The organism is Kitasatospora sp. NPDC057500, assembly GCF_042802195.1.
Lineage (GTDB): Bacteria > Actinomycetota > Actinomycetes > Streptomycetales > Streptomycetaceae > Kitasatospora.
In genome coordinates this window covers 1-18,010 of record NZ_JBHVER010000171.1, presented here as the reverse complement: position 1 = coordinate 18,010, position 18,010 = coordinate 1, and the positions used below count along the sequence as shown (strand labels likewise).

General features: G+C 74.5%; 16 protein-coding genes. 4 read left to right on the top strand and 12 right to left on the bottom strand.

What is annotated here, in order from left to right; translation table 11 throughout:
* Window positions 1-44: 44 nt before the first annotated feature.
* Entirely contained in the window at window positions 45-905 is an 861-nt protein-coding gene (locus ACFU74_RS28415) for a sulfurtransferase (RefSeq protein ID WP_380761758.1), read from the bottom strand.
* Between the two features lie 156 nt (window positions 906-1,061).
* On the opposite strand from ACFU74_RS28415, the gene ACFU74_RS28410 reads away from it, so the two are divergent.
* Window positions 1,062-1,811 carry a VOC family protein gene (locus ACFU74_RS28410; protein ID WP_380761756.1) on the top strand — a complete coding sequence of 250 codons (750 nt, stop codon included), beginning with the start codon at window positions 1,062-1,064 and terminating at the stop codon, window positions 1,809-1,811.
* 7 nt (window positions 1,812-1,818) lie between these two features.
* On the opposite strand, the gene ACFU74_RS28405 is transcribed toward ACFU74_RS28410, so the two are convergent.
* The 4 genes from ACFU74_RS28405 to ACFU74_RS28390 form a co-directional block, all read right to left on the bottom strand.
* Window positions 1,819-2,475: a thymidine kinase gene (locus ACFU74_RS28405; protein WP_380761754.1), complete on the bottom strand. Its 657-nt coding sequence runs from the start codon at window positions 2,473-2,475 to the stop codon at window positions 1,819-1,821.
* Window positions 2,476-2,508: 33 nt separating this feature from the next.
* On the bottom strand, window positions 2,509-3,693 hold the full coding sequence (locus tag ACFU74_RS28400; protein WP_380761752.1) for an alkaline phosphatase family protein: 1,185 nt from the start codon (window positions 3,691-3,693) through the stop codon (window positions 2,509-2,511).
* Window positions 3,694-3,841: 148 nt separating this feature from the next.
* Entirely contained in the window at window positions 3,842-4,441 is a 600-nt protein-coding gene (locus ACFU74_RS28395; RefSeq protein ID WP_380761751.1) for a DUF5998 family protein, read from the bottom strand.
* Between the two features lie 93 nt (window positions 4,442-4,534).
* A complete protein-coding gene (locus ACFU74_RS28390) occupies window positions 4,535-7,351 on the bottom strand; it encodes a GNAT family N-acetyltransferase (protein WP_380761749.1) in 2,817 nt (938 codons plus the stop codon).
* 230 nt (window positions 7,352-7,581) lie between these two features.
* Between ACFU74_RS28390 and ACFU74_RS28385 the strand changes: the two genes are divergently transcribed.
* On the top strand, window positions 7,582-7,863 hold the full coding sequence (locus ACFU74_RS28385) for an HPr family phosphocarrier protein (protein WP_380761747.1): 282 nt from the start codon (window positions 7,582-7,584) through the stop codon (window positions 7,861-7,863).
* A 341-nt stretch (window positions 7,864-8,204) separates the two neighbouring features.
* Here ACFU74_RS28385 and ACFU74_RS28380 read toward each other — a convergent pair whose 3' ends face one another.
* The 4 genes from ACFU74_RS28380 to ACFU74_RS28365 all read right to left on the bottom strand — a co-directional run bounded on the left by ACFU74_RS28380 (window position 8,205) and on the right by ACFU74_RS28365 (window position 10,233).
* Window positions 8,205-8,345, bottom strand: a complete 141-nt coding sequence (locus ACFU74_RS28380; protein ID WP_380761745.1) for a hypothetical protein — start codon at window positions 8,343-8,345, stop codon at window positions 8,205-8,207.
* A 188-nt stretch (window positions 8,346-8,533) separates the two neighbouring features.
* Window positions 8,534-9,163, bottom strand: a complete 630-nt coding sequence (locus ACFU74_RS28375; RefSeq protein ID WP_380761744.1) for an NAD(P)-dependent oxidoreductase — start codon at window positions 9,161-9,163, stop codon at window positions 8,534-8,536.
* A gap of 75 nt (window positions 9,164-9,238) precedes the next feature.
* Entirely contained in the window at window positions 9,239-9,427 is a 189-nt protein-coding gene (locus ACFU74_RS28370; RefSeq protein ID WP_380761743.1) for a hypothetical protein, read from the bottom strand.
* 149 nt (window positions 9,428-9,576) lie between these two features.
* The gene (locus ACFU74_RS28365) at window positions 9,577-10,233 is read right to left on the bottom strand and encodes a DUF4386 domain-containing protein (protein WP_380761741.1); all 657 of its coding nucleotides are present in this window, start codon (window positions 10,231-10,233) and stop codon (window positions 9,577-9,579) included.
* Between the two features lie 192 nt (window positions 10,234-10,425).
* On the opposite strand from ACFU74_RS28365, the gene ACFU74_RS28360 reads away from it, so the two are divergent.
* A complete protein-coding gene (locus ACFU74_RS28360) occupies window positions 10,426-10,941 on the top strand; it encodes a MarR family winged helix-turn-helix transcriptional regulator (RefSeq protein ID WP_380761739.1) in 516 nt (171 codons plus the stop codon).
* A gap of 51 nt (window positions 10,942-10,992) precedes the next feature.
* On the opposite strand, the gene ACFU74_RS28355 is transcribed toward ACFU74_RS28360, so the two are convergent.
* The 3 genes from ACFU74_RS28355 to ACFU74_RS28345 form a co-directional block, all read right to left on the bottom strand.
* Window positions 10,993-12,186, bottom strand: a complete 1,194-nt coding sequence (locus tag ACFU74_RS28355; protein ID WP_380761738.1) for an RtcB family protein — start codon at window positions 12,184-12,186, stop codon at window positions 10,993-10,995.
* Between the two features lie 337 nt (window positions 12,187-12,523).
* Entirely contained in the window at window positions 12,524-13,891 is a 1,368-nt protein-coding gene (locus ACFU74_RS28350; RefSeq protein WP_380761760.1) for a M16 family metallopeptidase, read from the bottom strand.
* A gap of 20 nt (window positions 13,892-13,911) precedes the next feature.
* Window positions 13,912-15,267, bottom strand: a complete 1,356-nt coding sequence (locus ACFU74_RS28345) for a M16 family metallopeptidase (protein WP_380761736.1) — start codon at window positions 15,265-15,267, stop codon at window positions 13,912-13,914.
* Between the two features lie 261 nt (window positions 15,268-15,528).
* Here ACFU74_RS28345 and ACFU74_RS28340 point away from each other — a divergent pair, with 261 nt between their 5' ends.
* Window positions 15,529-17,979, top strand: coding sequence for a DNA topoisomerase (ATP-hydrolyzing) subunit A (locus ACFU74_RS28340; protein ID WP_380761734.1), 2,451 nt, complete (start codon window positions 15,529-15,531; stop codon window positions 17,977-17,979).
* The last annotated feature ends 31 nt before the right edge of the window (window positions 17,980-18,010 follow it).

Sequence of the window (18,010 nt, the reverse complement as noted above, 5' to 3'; positions counted from 1 at the left end):
GGGGCGGACGGCCGTGGCCGTCCCCCCCTCGCGCGTCCGCGGACTCAGCCGGGCTGGTCGGTGACGGCGACCGGGCGGGCCTCGTCGCCGGACCACTCGCTCCAGGAGCCCGGGTAGAGGGTGGCGGGCAGGCCGGCGACCGTGAGGGCCAGGATCTGGTGCGCGGCGGTCACCCCGGAGCCGCAGTAGACGGCGGTCGCCCGCTCGCCCGCGCCCAGTGCCCGGAAACGGGCGGCGAGTTCGGCGGCGGGCCGGAAGCGGCCGTCCGGGCCGACGTTCTCGGTGGTCGGCGCGGAGACCGCGCCCGGGATGTGGCCGGCCCGCGGGTCGATCGGCTCGCTCTCGCCCCGGTACCGCTCCCCCGCCCGGGCGTCCAGCAGCAGCGCCTCGCGGGCCCAGACCGCGGCGCCGTCCGCGTCGGTCACCGGCAGCTGCCCCGGCACCGGCTTGAAGTCGCCGTCCGCGGCGGACGGCACCTCGGTGCTCACCGGCAGTCCGGCCTCGCGCCAGGCCGCGTAGCCGCCGTCCAGCACCCGCACGTCCGGGTGGCCGGCCCAGCGCAGCAGCCACCAGGCGCGGGCGGCGGCCAGCGAGGTGGCGCCGTCGTAGACCACCACCGGACGGTCGGCCGAGACACCGAGGCGGCGCAGCGCGGCGCCGAACTCCTCGGGGTCGGGCAGCGGGTGGCGCCCGCCGCGGCCGGGCGGGCCGGCGGGGGCGGCGAGGTCGGTGTCGAGGGGGACGAAGTGGGCGCCGGGCAGGTGTCCGGCGGTGTAGTCCTCGATGCCGGGCGGGCCGCCGAGCTGCCAGCGCACGTCGAGCAGGACCGGCGGGTTCGCGGAGGCGAGCGCCTCCCGCAGTTCGGCCGCCGACACCAGCGGGGAGTCATCGTGATGGGTGCTCATGGCGGTCATTCTGGCGCAGTGCCACCGGGCCGGTGCTCTTTGTGCGGTCTTTGCCGGACTTTCCGCGCGGCCCGAGGGTTCGACGCGCGCCACGGTGGAAGCATCACCCTCACTGCGCCGTTTCGTGCGCCCGTCCGCCCCCTGAGGAGACCTGTCATGTCCGCGCTGACACTTCGGCTGGCCCAGGGCACCCCGTGCTGGGTCAGCCTGATGACCGACGATCTGCCCGGCGCCCGGGCGTTCTACGGCGAACTGCTCGGCTGGACGTTCACCCAGGGGCCCGCCCAGCTCGGCGCCTACGTGCGCGCCCGGCTCGGCGAGGAGCCGGTGGCCGGACTCGGGCTGTCCTCGGTGACCGGCTTCCCGGTGCAGTGGACCACCTACTTCGCGGTGGACAGCGCGGACCGCTCGGCCCAGCTGGTGCGGGAGTGCGGCGGGACGGTCGCGGTCGGGCCGCTCCAGGCGGAGCTGGCCGGACGGCTGGCGATCGCGGCGGACGTCTCCGGGGCGGTCTTCGGGCTCTGGCAGGGCGAGGAGCACCTCGGCCGGGAGGCCGGCACCGAGCCGGGCGGGCCCGCCTGGGCGGAGCTGCTCACCCCGGACGCGGACGGCGCGGCGTCCTTCTACCGCGCGGTGCTCGGGGTGCCGGTGGCGGAGGACGAGGGCGGGTCGGCGCTGCTGGTCGGCGGCCGGCCGGTGGCCGGGATCCGGCGCGGCGCCGAGCTGCGCGGCCACCCGCCGCGCTGGCGCACCCACTTCGCGGTCACCGACGCGGAACTGACGGCGCGCCGGGCGGTGGAGCTGGGCGGACGGGTCCTGGTGGAGCCGCACGCGACGCCGCGCGGACGGGTGGTCCGGCTGGCGGATCCGCGCGGCGGGCACTTCTCGGTGCTGGAGACGGTCTGAGACCGGCTCAGGCCTGCTGCTCCTCGAAGGGGAGCACGTCCGGGGAGAGGACGGCGGCGCGGGCGGTCGCGGCGGTCAGCCGGCGGCGGTGGTGACGGCGGCAGAGCACCTCGTAGCCGACCTCGTCCTCACGGACGGAGATGTCGCCGATCACCACCTGCGCGCCCTCGACCACCATCACCCCGCCGACGGTGCGGGCGTTGTGGGTGGCCCGGGCCCCGCACCAGCAGAGCGCCTCGACCTGGAGCACCTCGACCCGGTCGGCGAGCTCGATCAGCCGCTGCGAGCCGGGGAAGAGCCGGGTGCGGAAGTCGGTGGTGATGCCGAAGGTGTAGACGTCGATGTCCAGTTCGTCGACGACGCGGGCGAGCTGGTCGATCTGGCCGGGGGTGAAGAACTGGGCCTCGTCGCAGATCAGGTAGTCGACCCGGCCGCCGGCCGAGAGCCGGTGCACCACGTGGGCGTGGAAGTCGAAGTCGTCGCCCACCTCGACCGCGTCGGCGCGCAGGCCGAGGCGGCTGGAGATGGTGGCGGCGCCGGCCCGGTCGTTGCGGGTGAGGATGATCCCCTGCCGGCCGCGGGCGGCGTGGTTGTGGTCCATCTGGAGCGCGAGCGTCGACTTCCCGCAGTCCATCGTGCCGGAGAAGAACACCAGTTCAGCCATGGGTGGTGCAAAGGCCTTTCACATCAAGGGGGTTCAGCGGCGGAATTCGAGCAGGGGCACGTACTGCTCGACCGGGGTCATCGATCCGTGCAGGCCGATCATCGCGGACTCGCCGGGCTCGTTGCGGGAGGCGGTGATCGCGATGTCGTCGCGGGCGGCGGCGACCACGTCGCCGATCCGGTGGTAGACGCGCTCGTCCACGGCGGGGCCGAACCAGCCGGCCGCGATCGCCTGGTCGCGGGTGGCCACCCACATCCGGTCGCCGAGCACCTCGCTCCAGACCGCGTGGACGTCGGCGGCGGCGCCGGGGACGGCGTAGACGTGGCGGGCCCGGCCCTCGCCACCGAGCAGGGCGACGCCGGCGCCGAGCTCCCAGTCCTCGTCGAAGTCGATCCGGTCCTCGGGGGCGATGTCGATCATGCCGTGGTCGGCGGTGACGTACATCGCCGAGCGCGGGGGCAGCTGGTCGGCGAGCCGGCGGGCCAGCCGGTCGACGGCGTCCAGGGTCATCCGCCACTCGTCGGAGTCCACGCCGAAGCGGTGGCCCGCGCCGTCCAGTTCGCTGACGTAGGTGTAGACCAGTGCGCGGTCGTGCTCGGCCAGCCAGGCGGCGGCGCGGTCCATCCGCTCCTCGCCGGTGGTACGGCCGAGGAAGGTGCCGCCGGAGAGCGCCACCCGGGTCAGCGGGGTCTGGGCGAACAGCGGGGAGGAGACCTGCGCGGTGGCCACCCCGGCGGCGTCCACCCGCTCGAAGACCGTCGGGTACGGCTGCCAGCTGCCCGGGTCGGTGTGCGGCTGCCAGCGGAGCTGGTTCATCAGGTGCCCGGCGCCGGGCACCGCCACCGTGTACCCGGCCAGGCCGTGCAGACCGGGCGGCGTGCCGGTGCCGACCGAGGCCAGCGAGGTGGCGGTGGTGGACGGGAAGCCGGCGGTCAGCGGGCGGCCGGTGCCGCCGAGCGAACTCGCGGTCAGCGAGGAGAGGAACGGCGCGTACTCGGGGTGGCGCAGCAGCAGTTCCCAGCCGAGGCCGTCGACGAGGAAGACCACCGCGCGGTCGGCGGGCGCCAGCGGCAGCGCCGCCTCGAAGCCGGGTACGCCGAGGCCGGCCGCCACCGAGGGCAGCAGGTCGCAGAGCGAGCCGGTGCCGTAGGGGGGCGCGGGGGCGGCGGCGGGGTCGAGGATCTCGAAGGCGTCGTGGCCGTCGGGGGCGAAGGGCATGGTGGCGGGGGTGGCTTCCTGGCTGGCCGGTACGGTCCGGGCGGGTGGGGGCGGCGTCCGGACGGCGCGGGTGGGCGCGTGGCGGCGGTACGTGGCGGTGGCGCGGGCGGGCGGGTACCGGACGGTGCCGCGGGCGGGCGGCTGCGGGTCAGACCCGGGGGGCGTCGGTGACGGTCGCCTCGGACAGGGCACGGGCGAAGACCAGGGCCTGGGCGACCGTCTCGGGGCCGTCGCCGGCCTCGCTGACCCGCAGCGAGAGGTCGTCGGCGGTGGCCGAGCCGGTGTAGCCGTGGTCCGCCTCGCAGTTGGGGTCGGAGCAGCCGGCCGGTTCGAGGTCGAGGCGCTGGACGGCGCCCCAGCCGATGGTCAGCACCACCTCGCGGGGCAGCGTGCCCGGGGTGTAGGTCTCCGGGTTGGCGACCATCCGGCTGACCACGACGGAGTTGATCCGGTCCAGCCGGACGCTCTCGGTGGAGGTGGTGGCCAGCGGGACGGCGGGGCTGCTGGCGTCACCGGTCTGCTCGTCGGTGTGGCTCACCACGAAGCGGGTCGGGGTCAGCACCAGCACGGTGACGTGCCGACGGACCTCGTTGGCGTCGAAGGTGGTCTCCTGGTGCACCAGGTAGGAGCTGATCGGCTCGGGACCCACCGCGGACTCCACCGCCTCGGACACCAGGGCCGGGTAGTAGCCGCTGCGTTCGATCGCGGAACGCAGGTCCTGCGTGGTGGTGGTACCGGTCTTCGCCATAACTCCATCCTGGCATGGTCCGCCGACGAAGCGGGCGGCGCGGCGCCGAGCTTCGGACAACGGCGCCCGCGGTCCGGACGCAACCAAGGAAGGTTACAGCGTGCTCATGGCGCGCGGGCCCAGATCACTGCGGACCGGCAGGGGTGCGATGCGCACGCGCGCCCCCAGGATCGCCAGTCCGTGCGGGGCCACGACCACCGGTTCGAGGTCCACCGAGGCGACCTCCGGCAGGTCGTCGACCAGCCGGGACACCCGCAGCAGCAGCTCCTCCAGGGCGTCGGTGTCGACGGCCTCGGCGCCGCGCCAGCCGAACAGCAGGGGCGCCGCCCGGACCTCGCGGACCAGCGAGGCGACGTCCTGGTCGGTGGCCGGAACCAGCCGGTGGGCGACGTCGCCGAGCAGTTCGGCGGGGGCGCCGGCCAGGCCGAAGGAGAGGATCGCGCCGACCGCCGGGTCGACGGTGGCGCCGATCACGGTGTCCACCCCGCGCGGGGCGAGCCGCTGGACCACCAGCTGGGCCTGGGCGGCGCCGCCGAGCAGGGCGTCCAGTTCGCGGTGGGCGCGGCGCAGGCCGGGCTCGCCGGTCAGGTCGAGCCGGACGCTGCCGAGGTCGGGGCGGTGGCGCAGGTGGGGGGCGGTGGCCTTGAGCGCGACGGGGTAGCCGAGGGTGGCGGCGGCACGCACCGCGCTCTCCTCGTCGGGGGCCGGCAGGGTCGGCGAGACGTCGACGCCGTAGCGGGCGAGCAGGGCGGCGGCGTCGGCGTCGGGCAGGGTGATCCGGGCGCCGCCGGGCTGGGTGCGGGCGGCGATCGCGGTGCGGGTGGAGAGCGCGGCCTCGACCAGGTCGCGGGCGCCGGCCTCGTCGATCCGGTCGAGTTCGGGGACCCGGGCGGTCTCCTCGGCCGCAGCCATCCGGTGGCGCCAGTCGGCGTAGTGGACGGCGTGGGCGAGGGCGCGCACGGCCCGCTCGGGCGCCGGGTAGGCGGGGATGCCGCCGGGGCGCAGCCGGCCGGGCAGGTCGGTGAGCGCCAGGTGGGCGAGGAGCAGCGGCTTGCCGGCCGCGCGGGCGCGCTCGCCGGCGTCGATCAGGGCGGCGGCGATCTCCGGGTCGTCGGAGCCGAGTTCCGGGTCGTCCGGGTCGGTGAGCCGGCCGCCCGCGCCCGGGCCCCAGCCCTGGTTGCCGATCGGCGGGATGGCGACGGCGATCACCGCATCCACCCCCGGGTCGCTCAGCGCGGTGTCCAGGGCGACCCGGAAGTTCTCGCCGGTGGCGGCGGTGGTGAGGTCGACGGGGGTGCGCGGGCGCAGGCCGGCGGAGAGGCAGGCGTCGTGGGTGAGCAGGCCGAGGGAGTCGGAGTTGCCGATCACGGCGACCCGGTCGCCGGGCGGCAGCGGCTGGAGGGCGAGCAGTTCGCCGGTGTCGTAGAGCTCGGTGATGGTCTCCACCCGGGTGACGCCGGCCTGCTGGAAGAGGGCGTCGACGGTGGCGTCCTTGAGGCCGGTGGCGGTGGCGGGGACGGCGTGGCCGGGCGGCAGGCTGCCGGTGTGGCGGGCGCCCTTGACCACGACGACCGGCTTGGCCTGGGCGAGCCGGCGGGCGATCCGGGTGAACTTGCGGGGGTTGCCGAAGGACTCCAGGTAGAGCAGGACGACGTCGGTGGCCGGGTCCTCGGCCCAGTACTGGAGGAAGTCGTTCCCGGAGACGTCGGCCCGGTTGCCGACCGAGGCGAAGGAGGAGATGCCGAGGCCGCGCCGGTGGGCGGCCTCCAGCAGGGCGACGCCGATCGCGCCGGACTGGCAGAAGACGCCGAAGCCCCCGCGCGCGGGCAGCACCGGGGCGAGCGAGGCGTTGAGCGGCCGCTCGGGGTCGGTGGAGATCAGTCCGAAGGCGTTGGGGCCGATCACCCGCATGCCGGCCGCGCGGGCCTGGCGGACCAGGGCTCGCTGGCGGTCTCGGCCCTCGGGGCCGGTCTCGGCGTAGCCGGCGGTGACCACGACCAGGCCCTGCACGCCGTGCGCGCCGCACTCGGCGACCGCCTCGGGGACGGCGGAGGCGGGGACGGCGATCACCGCGAGGTCGACCGGGCCGGGGATGTCCAGGATCGAGCGGTGCACCGGGACGCCGTCCAGTTCGGTGCCGGGCGTGGCGGCGCGGTTGACCGCGTGGACGGGGCGGTCGTCGCCGGCGAAACCGGCGAGCAGGTCGCGCAGCAGGGCCCGCCCGACGGTCTGCGGGCGGCGGGAGGCGCCGATCACCGCGACCGAGCGCGGGGTGAGCAGCCGCTGGACGGAGCGGGCCTCGGCGCGGTGCTCGCGGGCGCGCATGACGGCGAGCGAGGCGGCGGTGGGTTCGAGGTCGAACTCCAGGTGGACCACGCCGTCGGCGAAGCTGCGGCGCTGGACGTAGCCGGCGTCGGTGAAGACCTTCACCATCTTGCGGTTCTCCGGCAGCACCTCGGCCTGGAAGCGGCGGATGCCGCGTTCCTGGGCGACGGCGGCGATGTGCTCCAGCAGTGCGGAGGCGACGCCGCGGCCCTGGTGGGCGTCCTGGACCAGGAAGGCGACCTCGGCGTCGGTGCCGGTCTCGGAGGGGCGGCCGTCGTGGTCGATCCGGTCGTAGCGGACGGTGGCGATGAAGCGGTCACGGACGACGACGGCGAGGCCGACCCGGTTGACGAAGTCGTGGTGGGTGAAGCGGCGGACGTCCTTGTCGGAGAGCCGGGGGTAGGGCGCGAAGAAACGGAAGTACTTGGACTGGTCGGAAACCTGTTCGTAGAACTCGACCAGCCGGCCGGCGTCGGCGGGGGTGATCGGCCGGATCCGGGCCGTGCCTCCGTCGCGCAGGAGGATGTCGGCCTCCCAGTGCTGGGGGTACTCCGGTTCGGTTCGCGGTACCGCAGAGTCGTCCACGACCGCCAGATTATCCGGCGGCGGGCCGAATGGCGCCGGGCGTGTGTTCACGGCAGGGTGGACAGGGCCGCTGAACGGGGATTATTCGCCGTTTATGGCCCCGAAAGAAACAATCACAAGTCCCGAACGCCGCGACTCCCAGGGGTCGCCTGCGTGCAACACTGGTCTAGACAACACGTCCGTCTCCCCCCATCACGGCCGTGACCAGCTTTACCGGAAAGGCACGTCTCATGGCTGAGCGCCGCGTCACCATCGGTTGGCCCGAGGGCCTGCACGCCCGTCCCGCCTCCGTCTTCGTCAAGGCCGTCGCGGCCACCGGCGTGCCGATCACCATCTCCAAGCCCGGCGGCAACCCGGTCAACGCCGGCTCCATGCTCGGCCTGCTCGCGCTCGGCGCGCAGGGCGGCGAGGAGGTCGTGCTGGCCTCCGACGCCGAGGGCGCCGACCAGGCCCTGGACCGCCTGGCCAAGCTGGTCTCCGAGGGCCTGGACGAGCTGCCCGCCGCCGCCTGAGACCGCGCCGCGCCGTACGCGTCCGGAGCCCGGGCCCCGTTGGTCGGGGGGCCCGGGCTCCGGTGCGTCCGCGGCGGGTCAGCCGGCCGCGGCCGGTCCGGAGACGCCCCGGGCCCAGGCCGTATCGTCCCGAACAGCGCCACCGGCACCGGCTCCCAGCGCACCATCGCCCGCGGCCGGCCGCGGGTCGGGCCGACCGCGCGCAGCAGGTCCGGCTCCCCGGTCCGCTCGTGCACCGCCAGGGTCGGCGTGTTGGCGATTCCCAGCGGCGCGGTCAGCACCGCCGGCCCCAGCAGCGCGTAGACCACCGCGAGCATGGTGTCGACCACCGGGGCCGTGCTCTACGCGTACTCCGCCCGGGTCCGCGCCTTCGGATCGCCGAACGGCGCCGCCGCCGTCACCGCCGCCTTGCCGGCCGGCTCGCCGCCCCGGTAGAGCGCCTTCACCGTGAACGGCGCCTCGACGCCGTCGCTGAACCGCACCGGAACGGCGCTGCCCGTGCCCAGCCGCGCCGGCCGGCTCCAGGAAGCGGCGGCCGGTGCCGCCGGTCGCGCCGAAGACGGCGATGCTCACGGTGCGTTTCCCCTCGGTCGGCGGTGGAGGTGCCAGCGGCGCGCGGCCTGCCCGCGCCGCGGAGGTGCCGCGGACGCGCCGGCCTCCGCCGGGGGCATCAGTTGGCCACCTCGACGCGGCGGCCGTAGGTCGCGGTGTCACCCAGACGGGTGACGATGTAGTCGGCGACGTTCGCCCGGGCGATGCGCGAGGCCTTCGCGATGTGACCGCCCACCACCGCCTGGTAGTCGGGCGTCGCCGGGCCGTCGGTGAGCATCGGCACCCGGACGATCGTCCAGTCCAGCGGGCTGGCCTCGACCTCGTCCTCCATCCGGCCGAGGTCGCGGTGGATGTTGCGGTAGACCCGGTCCACCACGAACTCGGCGACGAAGCGCTGCATCGCCGGAAGGTGCTTGGTCTCCAGACCCGCCGAGGACATCGTGATCAGTCGGCGCACCCCGCCCGCCCGGGCGGCCGCGATGATGTTGCGCACGCCCTCGGAGAACACCGTCGTGGTGGTGCGGCTGGTCACGCCCAGCGCCACCACCACGGCGTCCTTGCCCTCCAGCGGGCCGGCCAGCGAGCCGGCGTCGAACACGTCGCCGCGCGCCTTGGTCAGCCGCTCGTGCTCCACCGGCAGCCTGGCCGGGTCGCGCAGCAGGGCGGTGACGCCGTGCTTGTTCTCCAGGGCCTTCTCGACCACCAGCCGACCGGTCCGGCCGGCTGCTCCCACGACGACGATCTCCATGACTTCCTCCTTGCCGGGGACGGCGGCAACCTGTCGCCGCCGTCGGTGAGTTGACCTCGCTTGCGCCGACGCGTCCTACCGCAGGGAGGGGGCGGGCAGCGCGCCGCCCGATGTGCTCGGGCACTGCGGGCAGTGCGCCGCCCGGACGTGGAGCATGCCGTCGGCGACCACCGCTCCCCCGCCGCCGGAGAGCGCCGCGGCGAGCGGCGGCGCGGCGGCCTTCCTCCCCAGGACACCGCCGCGCCACCTCCCCCTTTTCCTCACGAGCGCAGTGGCCCGTTCGGTCGCGACCGGTCCGCCGCGCCTCCCGGCGCCGCGCCCCGTCGCCCTCCCCCCGGCCGGGACGGCCCCACCCCGGAGCACCACCGACGGGGCCGGGCCGTCACCGCACCGGAGCAGCCACCGGGCCCGCCTCAGGCGGGCTCCACCTCCGGCTCGTAGCCGGCGGGGCGGCGCGAGGGACGCCGCTCCGGCAGGATCACGCTGGCCGCGACCAGCCAGACCAGGCCGCCGAAGCGGGCGATCGGCAGGAGGAAGCCGAGGCCGGTGGAGAGCAGCGCCAGGGTGCCGAGCACCCCGACCCCGGCGAGCACCAGGCCGGCCCGGGCGAAGCCCTTGGGCCCGAACCCGAGCAGCAGCATCGGCACCGCCACGCCGGCCAGCATCACCGCGAACGGGACGACGTGCCCGGGGCCGCCGGAGGCGAAGGCGAGGTCCGCCAGTGAGCGGGCCAGCGCCGCGTCGCCGAGGTCACCGGCCCGGGAGGCGGCCCAGACGGTCAGCCCGCACAGCGCCATCGACGCGGCGGAGAGCACCCCGGAGACCAGCGCGATGCCGGGGCCGGGGGCGGTCACGCCGAGTCGGCGCAGCCGCTGGTAGGCGATCGCGGCCCAGACCGCGAGCGGGACCGAGGCGCCGAACTGCAGCGTCCCGGCGACCTTCGCGGCGGTCGCGTGGGACTTGTAGTAGGCGAGCGTGTCGGCCGCCGAGTCGGTGGGCAGCGGGGTCTGCCGGGCCAGCGCGATGGACACCACCATCAGTGCCGCGAACGCCACTGCGGGCAGCAGCAAGGGGGGTCCCGCCTGTCGGCGCCGAGGGGAGGCGGCAGGCGCCGCGAATGTCGTGGTCATGGGGGGGTGCTCCAGTCGGGGCGGGTCGTTCGGGGCGAGGGGCGGCGCAGCACGGATCGACGCCGGCTCCAGTAGTTCCAGACCCAGAATAGTTCACCTTGGGACATCATTGTCCACTGCTATCGTGTTTTCATGACCGGAACTCCCGACCCCGCCCCGATCCCGCACACGGGCCCGCAGGGAGCCCAGGTCGCCTTCCTCCTCTCCCAGTTGGGCGAACACGCGAGCCAGGCCTTCGCGCGGAGGGTCGCCGAGCTGGACCTCACCCCGGCCCAGGCCGGTCTGCTCCGGACGGTCGCGCTGTCCCCCGGCCGGCACCAGCAGGAGCTGGCCCGGCAGCTCGGCATGTCCCCCAGCCGGTTCGTGGCCTTCGTCGACGCCATCGAGGCGCGCGGCCTGGTCGAGCGCCGCCGCAACCCCAAGGACCGCCGGTTCCAGGACCTCTACCTCGCGCCCCAGGGCGAGGAGGCCATGCGCGGGCTGGCCGAGGCGGCGTTCGCCCACGAGGAGGCCATCTGCGCGGGCCTCGACCCGCAGGAACGCCTCGCCCTGGCAGGGCTGCTGCGCCGGGTCGCCGAGACCCAGCACCTCACCGCCGGAGTGCACCCCGGCTACCGGCGGCTCGACCCCGGGCACGACGAGGCCTGAACGCGCCGAAGCCCCCGACCGGACGGCCGGGGGCTTCGGTGCACGTGGGCCTCAGCCCTTGACGCAGACCACCTGCTTCAGGTGCGCCACGACCTCGACCAGGTCCCGCTGCTGCTCGATCACCTTCTCGATCGGCTTGTACGCGCCCGGGATCTCGTCCACCACGCCCGAGTCCTTGCGGCACTCCACGCCCTTGGTCTGCTCGGCCAGGTCGGCCGTGGTGAACCGCTTCTTCGCGGCGTTGCGGCTCATCTTCCGGCCGGCGCCGTGCGAGGCCGAGTTGAACGAAGCCTCGTTGCCCAGCCCGCGGACGATGTACGACCCGGTGCCCATCGAGCCCGGGATGATCCCGTAGTCGCCGGCCCCGGCCCGGATCGCGCCCTTGCGGGTGACCAGCAGGTCGACGCCGTCGTAGCTCTCCTCCGACACGTAGTTGTGGTGGCAGCTGATCACCTCGTCGAAGGCGACCTTCGCCCGCGGGAACTCCCGCCGCACCACGTCCTGGAACAGCGCCATCATCAGCGCCCGGTTGCGCTTGGCGTACTCCTGCGCCCAGAAGAGGTCCTGCCGGTACGCGGCCATCTGCGGGGTGTCCGCGACGAACACCGCGAGGTCACGGTCGATCAGGCCCTGGTTGTGCGGCAGCGACTGGGCCACGCCCATGTGGTGCTCCGCCAGCTCCTTGCCGATGTTGCGCGACCCGGAGTGCAGCATCAGCCACACCGCACCGGTGTCGTCGACGCACACCTCGATGAAGTGGTTGCCGCCGCCGAGCGTCGCCATCTGCTGGGCCGCCCGCTCACGGCGCCACTTCACCTCGGGCGCGACCGCGTCGAACCGCTGCCAGAAGTCGTCCCAGCCGCCGGTCGGGACGCCGTGCAGCTTCCCCGGGTCGACCGGGTCGCTGTGCAGGCCGCGGCCGACCGGGATGACCTGCTCGATCCGCGAGCGCAGCCGCGACAGGTCGTCCGGCAGGTCCTTCGCGGTGAGCGAGGTCTTCACCGCGCTCATCCCGCAGCCGATGTCCACGCCTACCGCCGCCGGGCAGACGGCGCCGCGCATGGCGATCACCGAACCCACCGTCGCGCCCTTGCCCAGGTGGACGTCGGGCATCACGGCGAGCCCGTGCAGCCAGGGCAGCGAGCTGATGTTGCGCAGCTGCTGCATCGCCTGGCCCTCGACGGTGGCCGGGTCGGTCCACATCCGGATCGGGACGCGGACGCCGGGTACCTCGGTGTACGACATGGTTCAACGACCTCCAAGGTCGGATGGTTCAAGCCTAGGCGGGGCACGCGCCCCGGAGGGATGCCGCGCGAAGGGACCCGGCGCGACGCGGGGATGTCTGGGGCAGGCGGCGCTCAGGCGGCCGAGGGGCATCGGGAGGACAGTCTCGGGGAGCGCCTAATGGCCTGCTGCTCGACCCGCATGGTGACCGCCTCCTCTCCGTGTGTGTACCGGTGCCGGGGGATATCTACCCACGCACCGCCGCTTCGCCGCAAGGGATTTAGCCCCGGAACGACGGGACGCAAGAAAGGGCCCGGCGGAGCGTCCGAACGCTCCACCGGGCCCCGGGGCCCTCGGGTCAGGCGCCGATCACGGTGACCTCGCCGATGCCCAGCTCCCGCACCCGGTCCGCGAACGCCGCGGCGTCGCCGACCAGGACGGTGACCAGCCGGTCCGGCGGGAAGGCGTTGACCACGGCCTCGGTGGCGGCCGCGGTCGGCAGCTCGGCCAGCTGCCGGTAGACCTCGGCCTGGAAGTCGTCGGCCAGGTGCTGCTCGACCTGGTCGGCCAGGGTCGCGGCCACCGAGCCCGCCGTCTCGTACTTCAGCGGCGCCACGCCGACCAGGAACTGCACCGCCTCGGCGCGCTCCGCGTCGGTGAGCCCCTCGGCGGCCAGCGTGCGCAGGATGGTCCAGGTGTCGGCCAGCGCCGGGGCGGTGGAGGCGGTGTCCACCGAGCCGCTGATCGCCAGCAGCGCGCGCCCGCTGCCGTCGGCGGCCGAGCGCAGCGGCTGGGCGAAGGCCCGCACGCCGTAGGTGTAGCCCTTCTCCTCGCGCAGCACCCGGTCCAGCCGGGAGGTGAGGGTGCCGCCCAGGCAGTAGGTGCCGAGGATCTGCGCGGCCCACGCCGGGTCGTGCCGGTCCGGACCGATCCGGCCGATCAGCAGCTGGGTCTGCACCGCCCCGGGGCGGTCCACGATGATCACCCGGCCGGTGTCGTCGGCGGTCACCGGCGCGTGCGTGCTCGGCTCGGCCGGGGAGCCCTTCCAGGCGCCCAGGGTGGACTCCAGCAGGGCCGGCAGGTCGGTGCCGGTGAGGTCGCCGACCACGACGACGGTGGTGGTGGCGGGCCGCACGTGCGCCTCGTAGAAGGCCCGGACGGCGGCCCGGTCGATGGTCTTGACGGTCTCCGCGGTGCCGGCCCGCGGGCGCGACAGCCGGTCGGCGCCGTCGAACAGCTCGGCGTACATCGCCTTGGCGGCCCGCCGGGCCGGGTTGGCCTGCTCGTGCACGATCTCGTCCAGCCGGTTGGCGACCAGCCGCTCGATCTCGTCCTCCGGCAGCGCCGGGCTGCCCAGGGCGGCGGCCAGCAGGTCCAGGCCGCGGGCCAGCCGGGAGGCCGGGACCTCCAGCGAGACCCGGATGCACGGGTGGTCCGCGTGCGCGTCCAGGGTCGCCCCGGCCCGCTCCAGCTCGGCCGCGAACTCCTCGGCGGTCAGCGTGTCGGTGCCCTCGCTGAACGCCCGGGCCAGGATCGAGGCGACGCCGTCCAGGCCCTCCGGCTCGGCCGCGAGCGGCGCGTCGAGCAGCACGTCGACGGCCACCAGCTGCTGGCCGGGGCGGTGGCAGTGCAGCACCGTGATGCCGTTGCCGAGCGCGGCGCGCTCCGGCGCCGGGAACGCCCACGGGCTCGGGGTGCCGGGCTGGGGCTGGGGGTGGAAGGTCATGGCGGGGACGTACTCGGTGCTCATACGGCGGCGCCCTCCTCGTCGGTCTCGGCGGTGGCAGCGGTGTCGTCGGCGGTGTCCTCGGCCGGGGTCGGCTCGTACACCAGCACCGCCCGGTTCTGCGGGTGCAGCCGCGCCGCGGCGACCTCCCGCACCTCCTCGGCGGTGACGTCGAGGACCTTGGGCAGGGCGTCGTTCAGCAGCTCGGGGTCGCCGAACAGCACGGCGAAGCGGCAGAGTTCGTCGGCGCGGCCGGCCACCGTGGTGAGCCGGTCCAGCCACTCGCGCTCGATCTGCGCCTGGGCGCGCTCCAGCTCGGCCGGGGTCGGGCCCTCGGCGGCGAACCGGGCCAGCTCCTCGTCGACGGCCGCGTCGATCTGCTCGACGGTGGCGTCGCCCGACGTCTTGACGTCCAGCCAGCCCAGGCTCGGCGCGCCGGACAGCCGCAGCAGGCCGAAGCCGGCCGCGACGGCGGTGCGGTCCCGGCGGACCAGCCGGTTGTACAGCCGGCTCGACTCGCCGCTGCCGAGGATGGTCAGCGCCAGGTCGGCGGCGTCCGCCTCGCGGGTGCCGTCGTGCGGCAGCCGGTAGGCGGCCATCAGCGCGCGCGACGGCACGTCCTCGCGGACCAGCTCGCGCAGCTCCCGGCCGATCGACTCCGGCAGGCTGCCGTCGCGCGGCGGCTGCTTGCCGTCGTGCGCGGGGATGCTGCCGAAGTACTTCTCCACCCAGGCGACGGTCTGCTCCGGGTCGATGTCCCCGACCACCGAGAGCACCGCGTTGTTCGGCGCGTAGTAGGTGCGGAAGAACGCCCGGGCGTCCTCCAGGGTGGCCGCGTCCAGGTCGGCCATCGAGCCGATCGGGGTGTGGTGGTACGGGTGGCCGTCCGGGAAGGACAGCGCGGTCAGCTTCTCGAACGCGGTGCCGTAGGGCACGTTGTCGTACCGCTGGCGGCGCTCGTTCTTCACCACGTCGCGCTGGTTCTCCATCGACGTCTCGTCGAGGGCCGCCAGCAGCGAGCCCATCCGGTCCGCCTCCAGCCAGAGCGCGAGCTCCAACTGGTGGGCCGGCATGGTCTCGAAGTAGTTGGTGCGCTCGAAGCTGGTGGTGCCGTTGAGCGAACCGCCGGCGCCCTGGACCAGCTCGAAGTGCCCGTTGTTGGAGACGTTGGCGGAGCCCTGGAACATCAGGTGCTCGAACAGGTGGGCCAGCCCGGTGCGGCCCTTCACCTCGTGCCGGGAGCCGACGTCGTACCAGAGGCAGACCGCGGCCACCGGGGTCAGGTGGTCCTCGGAGAGGACGACGCGCAGGCCGTTGGCCAGGCGGTGCTCGGTGATGGCGATGCCTCGCTGGGAGGCGGGGGCCGGGTTGGCCATGCGCTCGGGTCCTTCCCGTCGTCGATGTCGGGGTTCGTGTGGCGTCCCCCATTGTGGTGCAACGCGCGAACCCGGCGGATGTGTCCGCGCGGACGGGGCGTTCGCCAGGGGCGGAAGAGGGGCGCTGGCCGGGGCTGTCGGCGGGAGGGTCCACAATGGGGGCGCCGAGCCCTGTTGACAGAACCGCCGACAGCCCCGGCCACAACCGCGCCGACGAGACGTGGACGAGACGCAAGCGAGACGTAAGGGAGCCCCGCCGCGATGGCCCGCCGCAGTTCGCAGACCCCGCCCCCCGGAGACTTCGAGGAGCGCATCCTCGACGTCGACGTCGTGGACGAGATGCAGGGCTCGTTCCTCGAGTACGCCTACTCCGTCATCTACTCCCGGGCCCTGCCGGACGCCCGGGACGGCCTCAAGCCGGTGCACCGCCGCATCCTGTACCAGGCCAACGAGATGGGCCTGCGCCCGGAGCGCGGCCACGTCAAGTGCGCCCGCCTGGTCGGCGAGGTGATGGGCCGGCTGCACCCGCACGGCGACGCCTCCATCTACGACTCGGTCGTCCGGATGGCCCAGCCGTTCTCGATGCGGCTGCCGCTGATCGACGGCCACGGCAACTTCGGCTCGCTCGGCAACGACGACCCGCCGGCTGCGATGCGCTACACCGAGTCCCGGCTCACCGCCGCCTCGATGGCCCTGGTCGAGTCGATCCACGAGGAGACCGTCGACTTCGGGCCCAACTACGACGGCAGCGAGCAGGAGCCGCTCGCGCTCCCGGCCGCCTTCCCCAACCTGCTGGTCAACGGCGCCACCGGGATCGCCGTCGGCATGGCCACCAACATGCCGCCGCACAACCTCTCCGAGGTCGTCGCCGCCGCCCGCCACCTGATCAAGCACCCGAACGCCGACCTCGACACCCTCATGCGGTTCGTCCCCGGCCCGGACCTGCCGACCGGCGGACGGATCGTCGGCCTCTCCGGCATCCGGGACGCCTACGAGTCCGGCCGCGGCACCTTCAAGATCCGCGCCACCACGAGCATCGAGGCGGTCACCGCCCGCCGCAAGGGCATCGTGGTCACCGAGCTGCCGTACAACGTCGGCCCGGAGAAGGTCATCTCCAAGATCAAGGACCTGGTCAACGCCAAGAAGCTCCAGGGCATCGCGGACGTCAAGGACCTCACCGACCGCGAGCACGGCCTGCGCCTGGTCATCGAGGTCAAGAACGGCTTCGTGCCCGAGGCGCTGCTGGAGCAGCTCTACAAGCTGACGCCGATGGAGGAGACCTTCGGCATCAACAACGTGGCGCTGGTCGACGGCCAGCCGCTCACCCTGGGCCTCAAGGAGCTGCTGGAGGTCTACGTCGACCACCGCTTCGAGGTGGTCCGCCGGCGCAGCGACTTCCGCCGCCGCAAGCGCCAGGAGCGGCTGCACCTGGTCGAGGGCCTGCTGGTCGCCCTGGTCGACATCGACGAGGTCATCGCGATCATCCGCTCCAGCGACAACGCCGCCCAGGCCAAGGAGCGCCTGATCGAGCGCTTCTCGCTGTCCGAGACGCAGACCGCGTACATCCTCGACACCCCGCTGCGCCGGCTCACCCGCTTCGACCGGGTCGAGCTGGAGCAGGAGCAGGCCAAGCTGAACTCCGAGATCGCCGACCTGACCGAGATCCTGGAGTCCGACAACAAGCTGCGCAGCGTGGTCTCCGGCGAACTCGGCGCCGTCGCCAAGCAGTTCGGCACCGAGCGGCGCACCGTCCTGCTGGAGGCCGGCGCCGCGCCGGCCGCCTCGCTGGCCGTCCCGCTGGAGGTCGCCGACGACCCGTGCCGGGTGCTGCTCTCCTCCACCGGCCTGCTCGCCCGCACCGCCGACGGCGAGCCGTTCGAGCTGTCCGAGAAGCGCGCCAAGCACGATGTGATCGTCTCCGCGGTGCCGACCACCGCCCGCGCCGACGTCGGTGTGGTCACCTCGGCCGGCCGGGTCCTGCGGCTGCCGGTCATCGACCTGCCGGCCCTGCCGCCCACCCCCTCGCCGACGCTGGCCGGCGGCGCCGCCGTCACCGAGTTCCTCCGCCTGGAGGCCGACGAGCGGGTCCTCGCGCTGACCACCCTGGACGAGTCCTCCCCCGGCCTGGCGCTGGGCACCGCGCAGGGTGTCGTCAAGCGGGTGGTCCCCGAATGGCCCGCCAACAAGGACGAGTTCGAGGTGATCGCGCTCAAGGACGGCGACGAGGTGATCGGCGCGGTCGAGCTGCGCACCGGCGAGGAGGACCTCGTCTTCATCGCCTCCGACGCCCAACTGCTGCGCTACCCCGCCGGACAGGTCCGCCCGCAGGGCCGCCCGGCCGGCGGCATGGCCGGCATCAAGCTCGCCGACGGCGCCCGGGTGCTCTCCTTCACCGCCGTCGACCCGGCCGTCGACGCGGTGGTCGTCTCGGTGGCCGGCGCCTCCGGCACCCTGACCGGCGAGGCCCAGTCCTCCTGGAAGGTCACCCCCTTCGAGCAGTACCCCCGCAAGGGCCGCGCCACCGGCGGCGTCCGCTGCCAGCGCTTCCTGCGCGGCGAGGACGCCCTCGCCTTCGCCTGGGCCGGCCCCGCACCCGCCCGCGCCGCCACCGCCAAGGGCGCCCCGGTCGACCTCCCCGAGCGCGACCCCCGCCGCGACGGCTCCGGCACCCCCGTCACCACCCCCGTCACCACCGTCGCCGGCCCCGCCTGACCCGCACCGCCCCCCACCACCCCCGCAGGGG

What these genes read in the sequence shown, in the direction of transcription:
- ACFU74_RS28415 (WP_380761758.1), bottom strand. Translation starts at nt 905, where the DNA reads ATGAGCACCCATCACGATGACTCCCCGCTGGTGTCGGCGGCCGAACTG.
- ACFU74_RS28410 (WP_380761756.1), top strand. Translation starts at nt 1,062, where the DNA reads ATGTCCGCGCTGACACTTCGGCTGGCCCAGGGCACCCCGTGCTGGGTC.
- ACFU74_RS28405 (WP_380761754.1), bottom strand. Translation starts at nt 2,475, where the DNA reads ATGGCTGAACTGGTGTTCTTCTCCGGCACGATGGACTGCGGGAAGTCG.
- ACFU74_RS28400 (WP_380761752.1), bottom strand. Translation starts at nt 3,693, where the DNA reads ATGCCCTTCGCCCCCGACGGCCACGACGCCTTCGAGATCCTCGACCCC.
- ACFU74_RS28395 (WP_380761751.1), bottom strand. Translation starts at nt 4,441, where the DNA reads ATGGCGAAGACCGGTACCACCACCACGCAGGACCTGCGTTCCGCGATC.
- ACFU74_RS28385 (WP_380761747.1), top strand. Translation starts at nt 7,582, where the DNA reads ATGGCTGAGCGCCGCGTCACCATCGGTTGGCCCGAGGGCCTGCACGCC.
- ACFU74_RS28375 (WP_380761744.1), bottom strand. Translation starts at nt 9,163, where the DNA reads ATGGAGATCGTCGTCGTGGGAGCAGCCGGCCGGACCGGTCGGCTGGTG.
- ACFU74_RS28360 (WP_380761739.1), top strand. Translation starts at nt 10,426, where the DNA reads ATGACCGGAACTCCCGACCCCGCCCCGATCCCGCACACGGGCCCGCAG.
- ACFU74_RS28355 (WP_380761738.1), bottom strand. Translation starts at nt 12,186, where the DNA reads ATGTCGTACACCGAGGTACCCGGCGTCCGCGTCCCGATCCGGATGTGG.
- ACFU74_RS28350 (WP_380761760.1), bottom strand. Translation starts at nt 13,891, where the DNA reads ATGACCTTCCACCCCCAGCCCCAGCCCGGCACCCCGAGCCCGTGGGCG.
- ACFU74_RS28345 (WP_380761736.1), bottom strand. Translation starts at nt 15,267, where the DNA reads ATGGCCAACCCGGCCCCCGCCTCCCAGCGAGGCATCGCCATCACCGAG.
- ACFU74_RS28340 (WP_380761734.1), top strand. Translation starts at nt 15,529, where the DNA reads ATGGCCCGCCGCAGTTCGCAGACCCCGCCCCCCGGAGACTTCGAGGAG.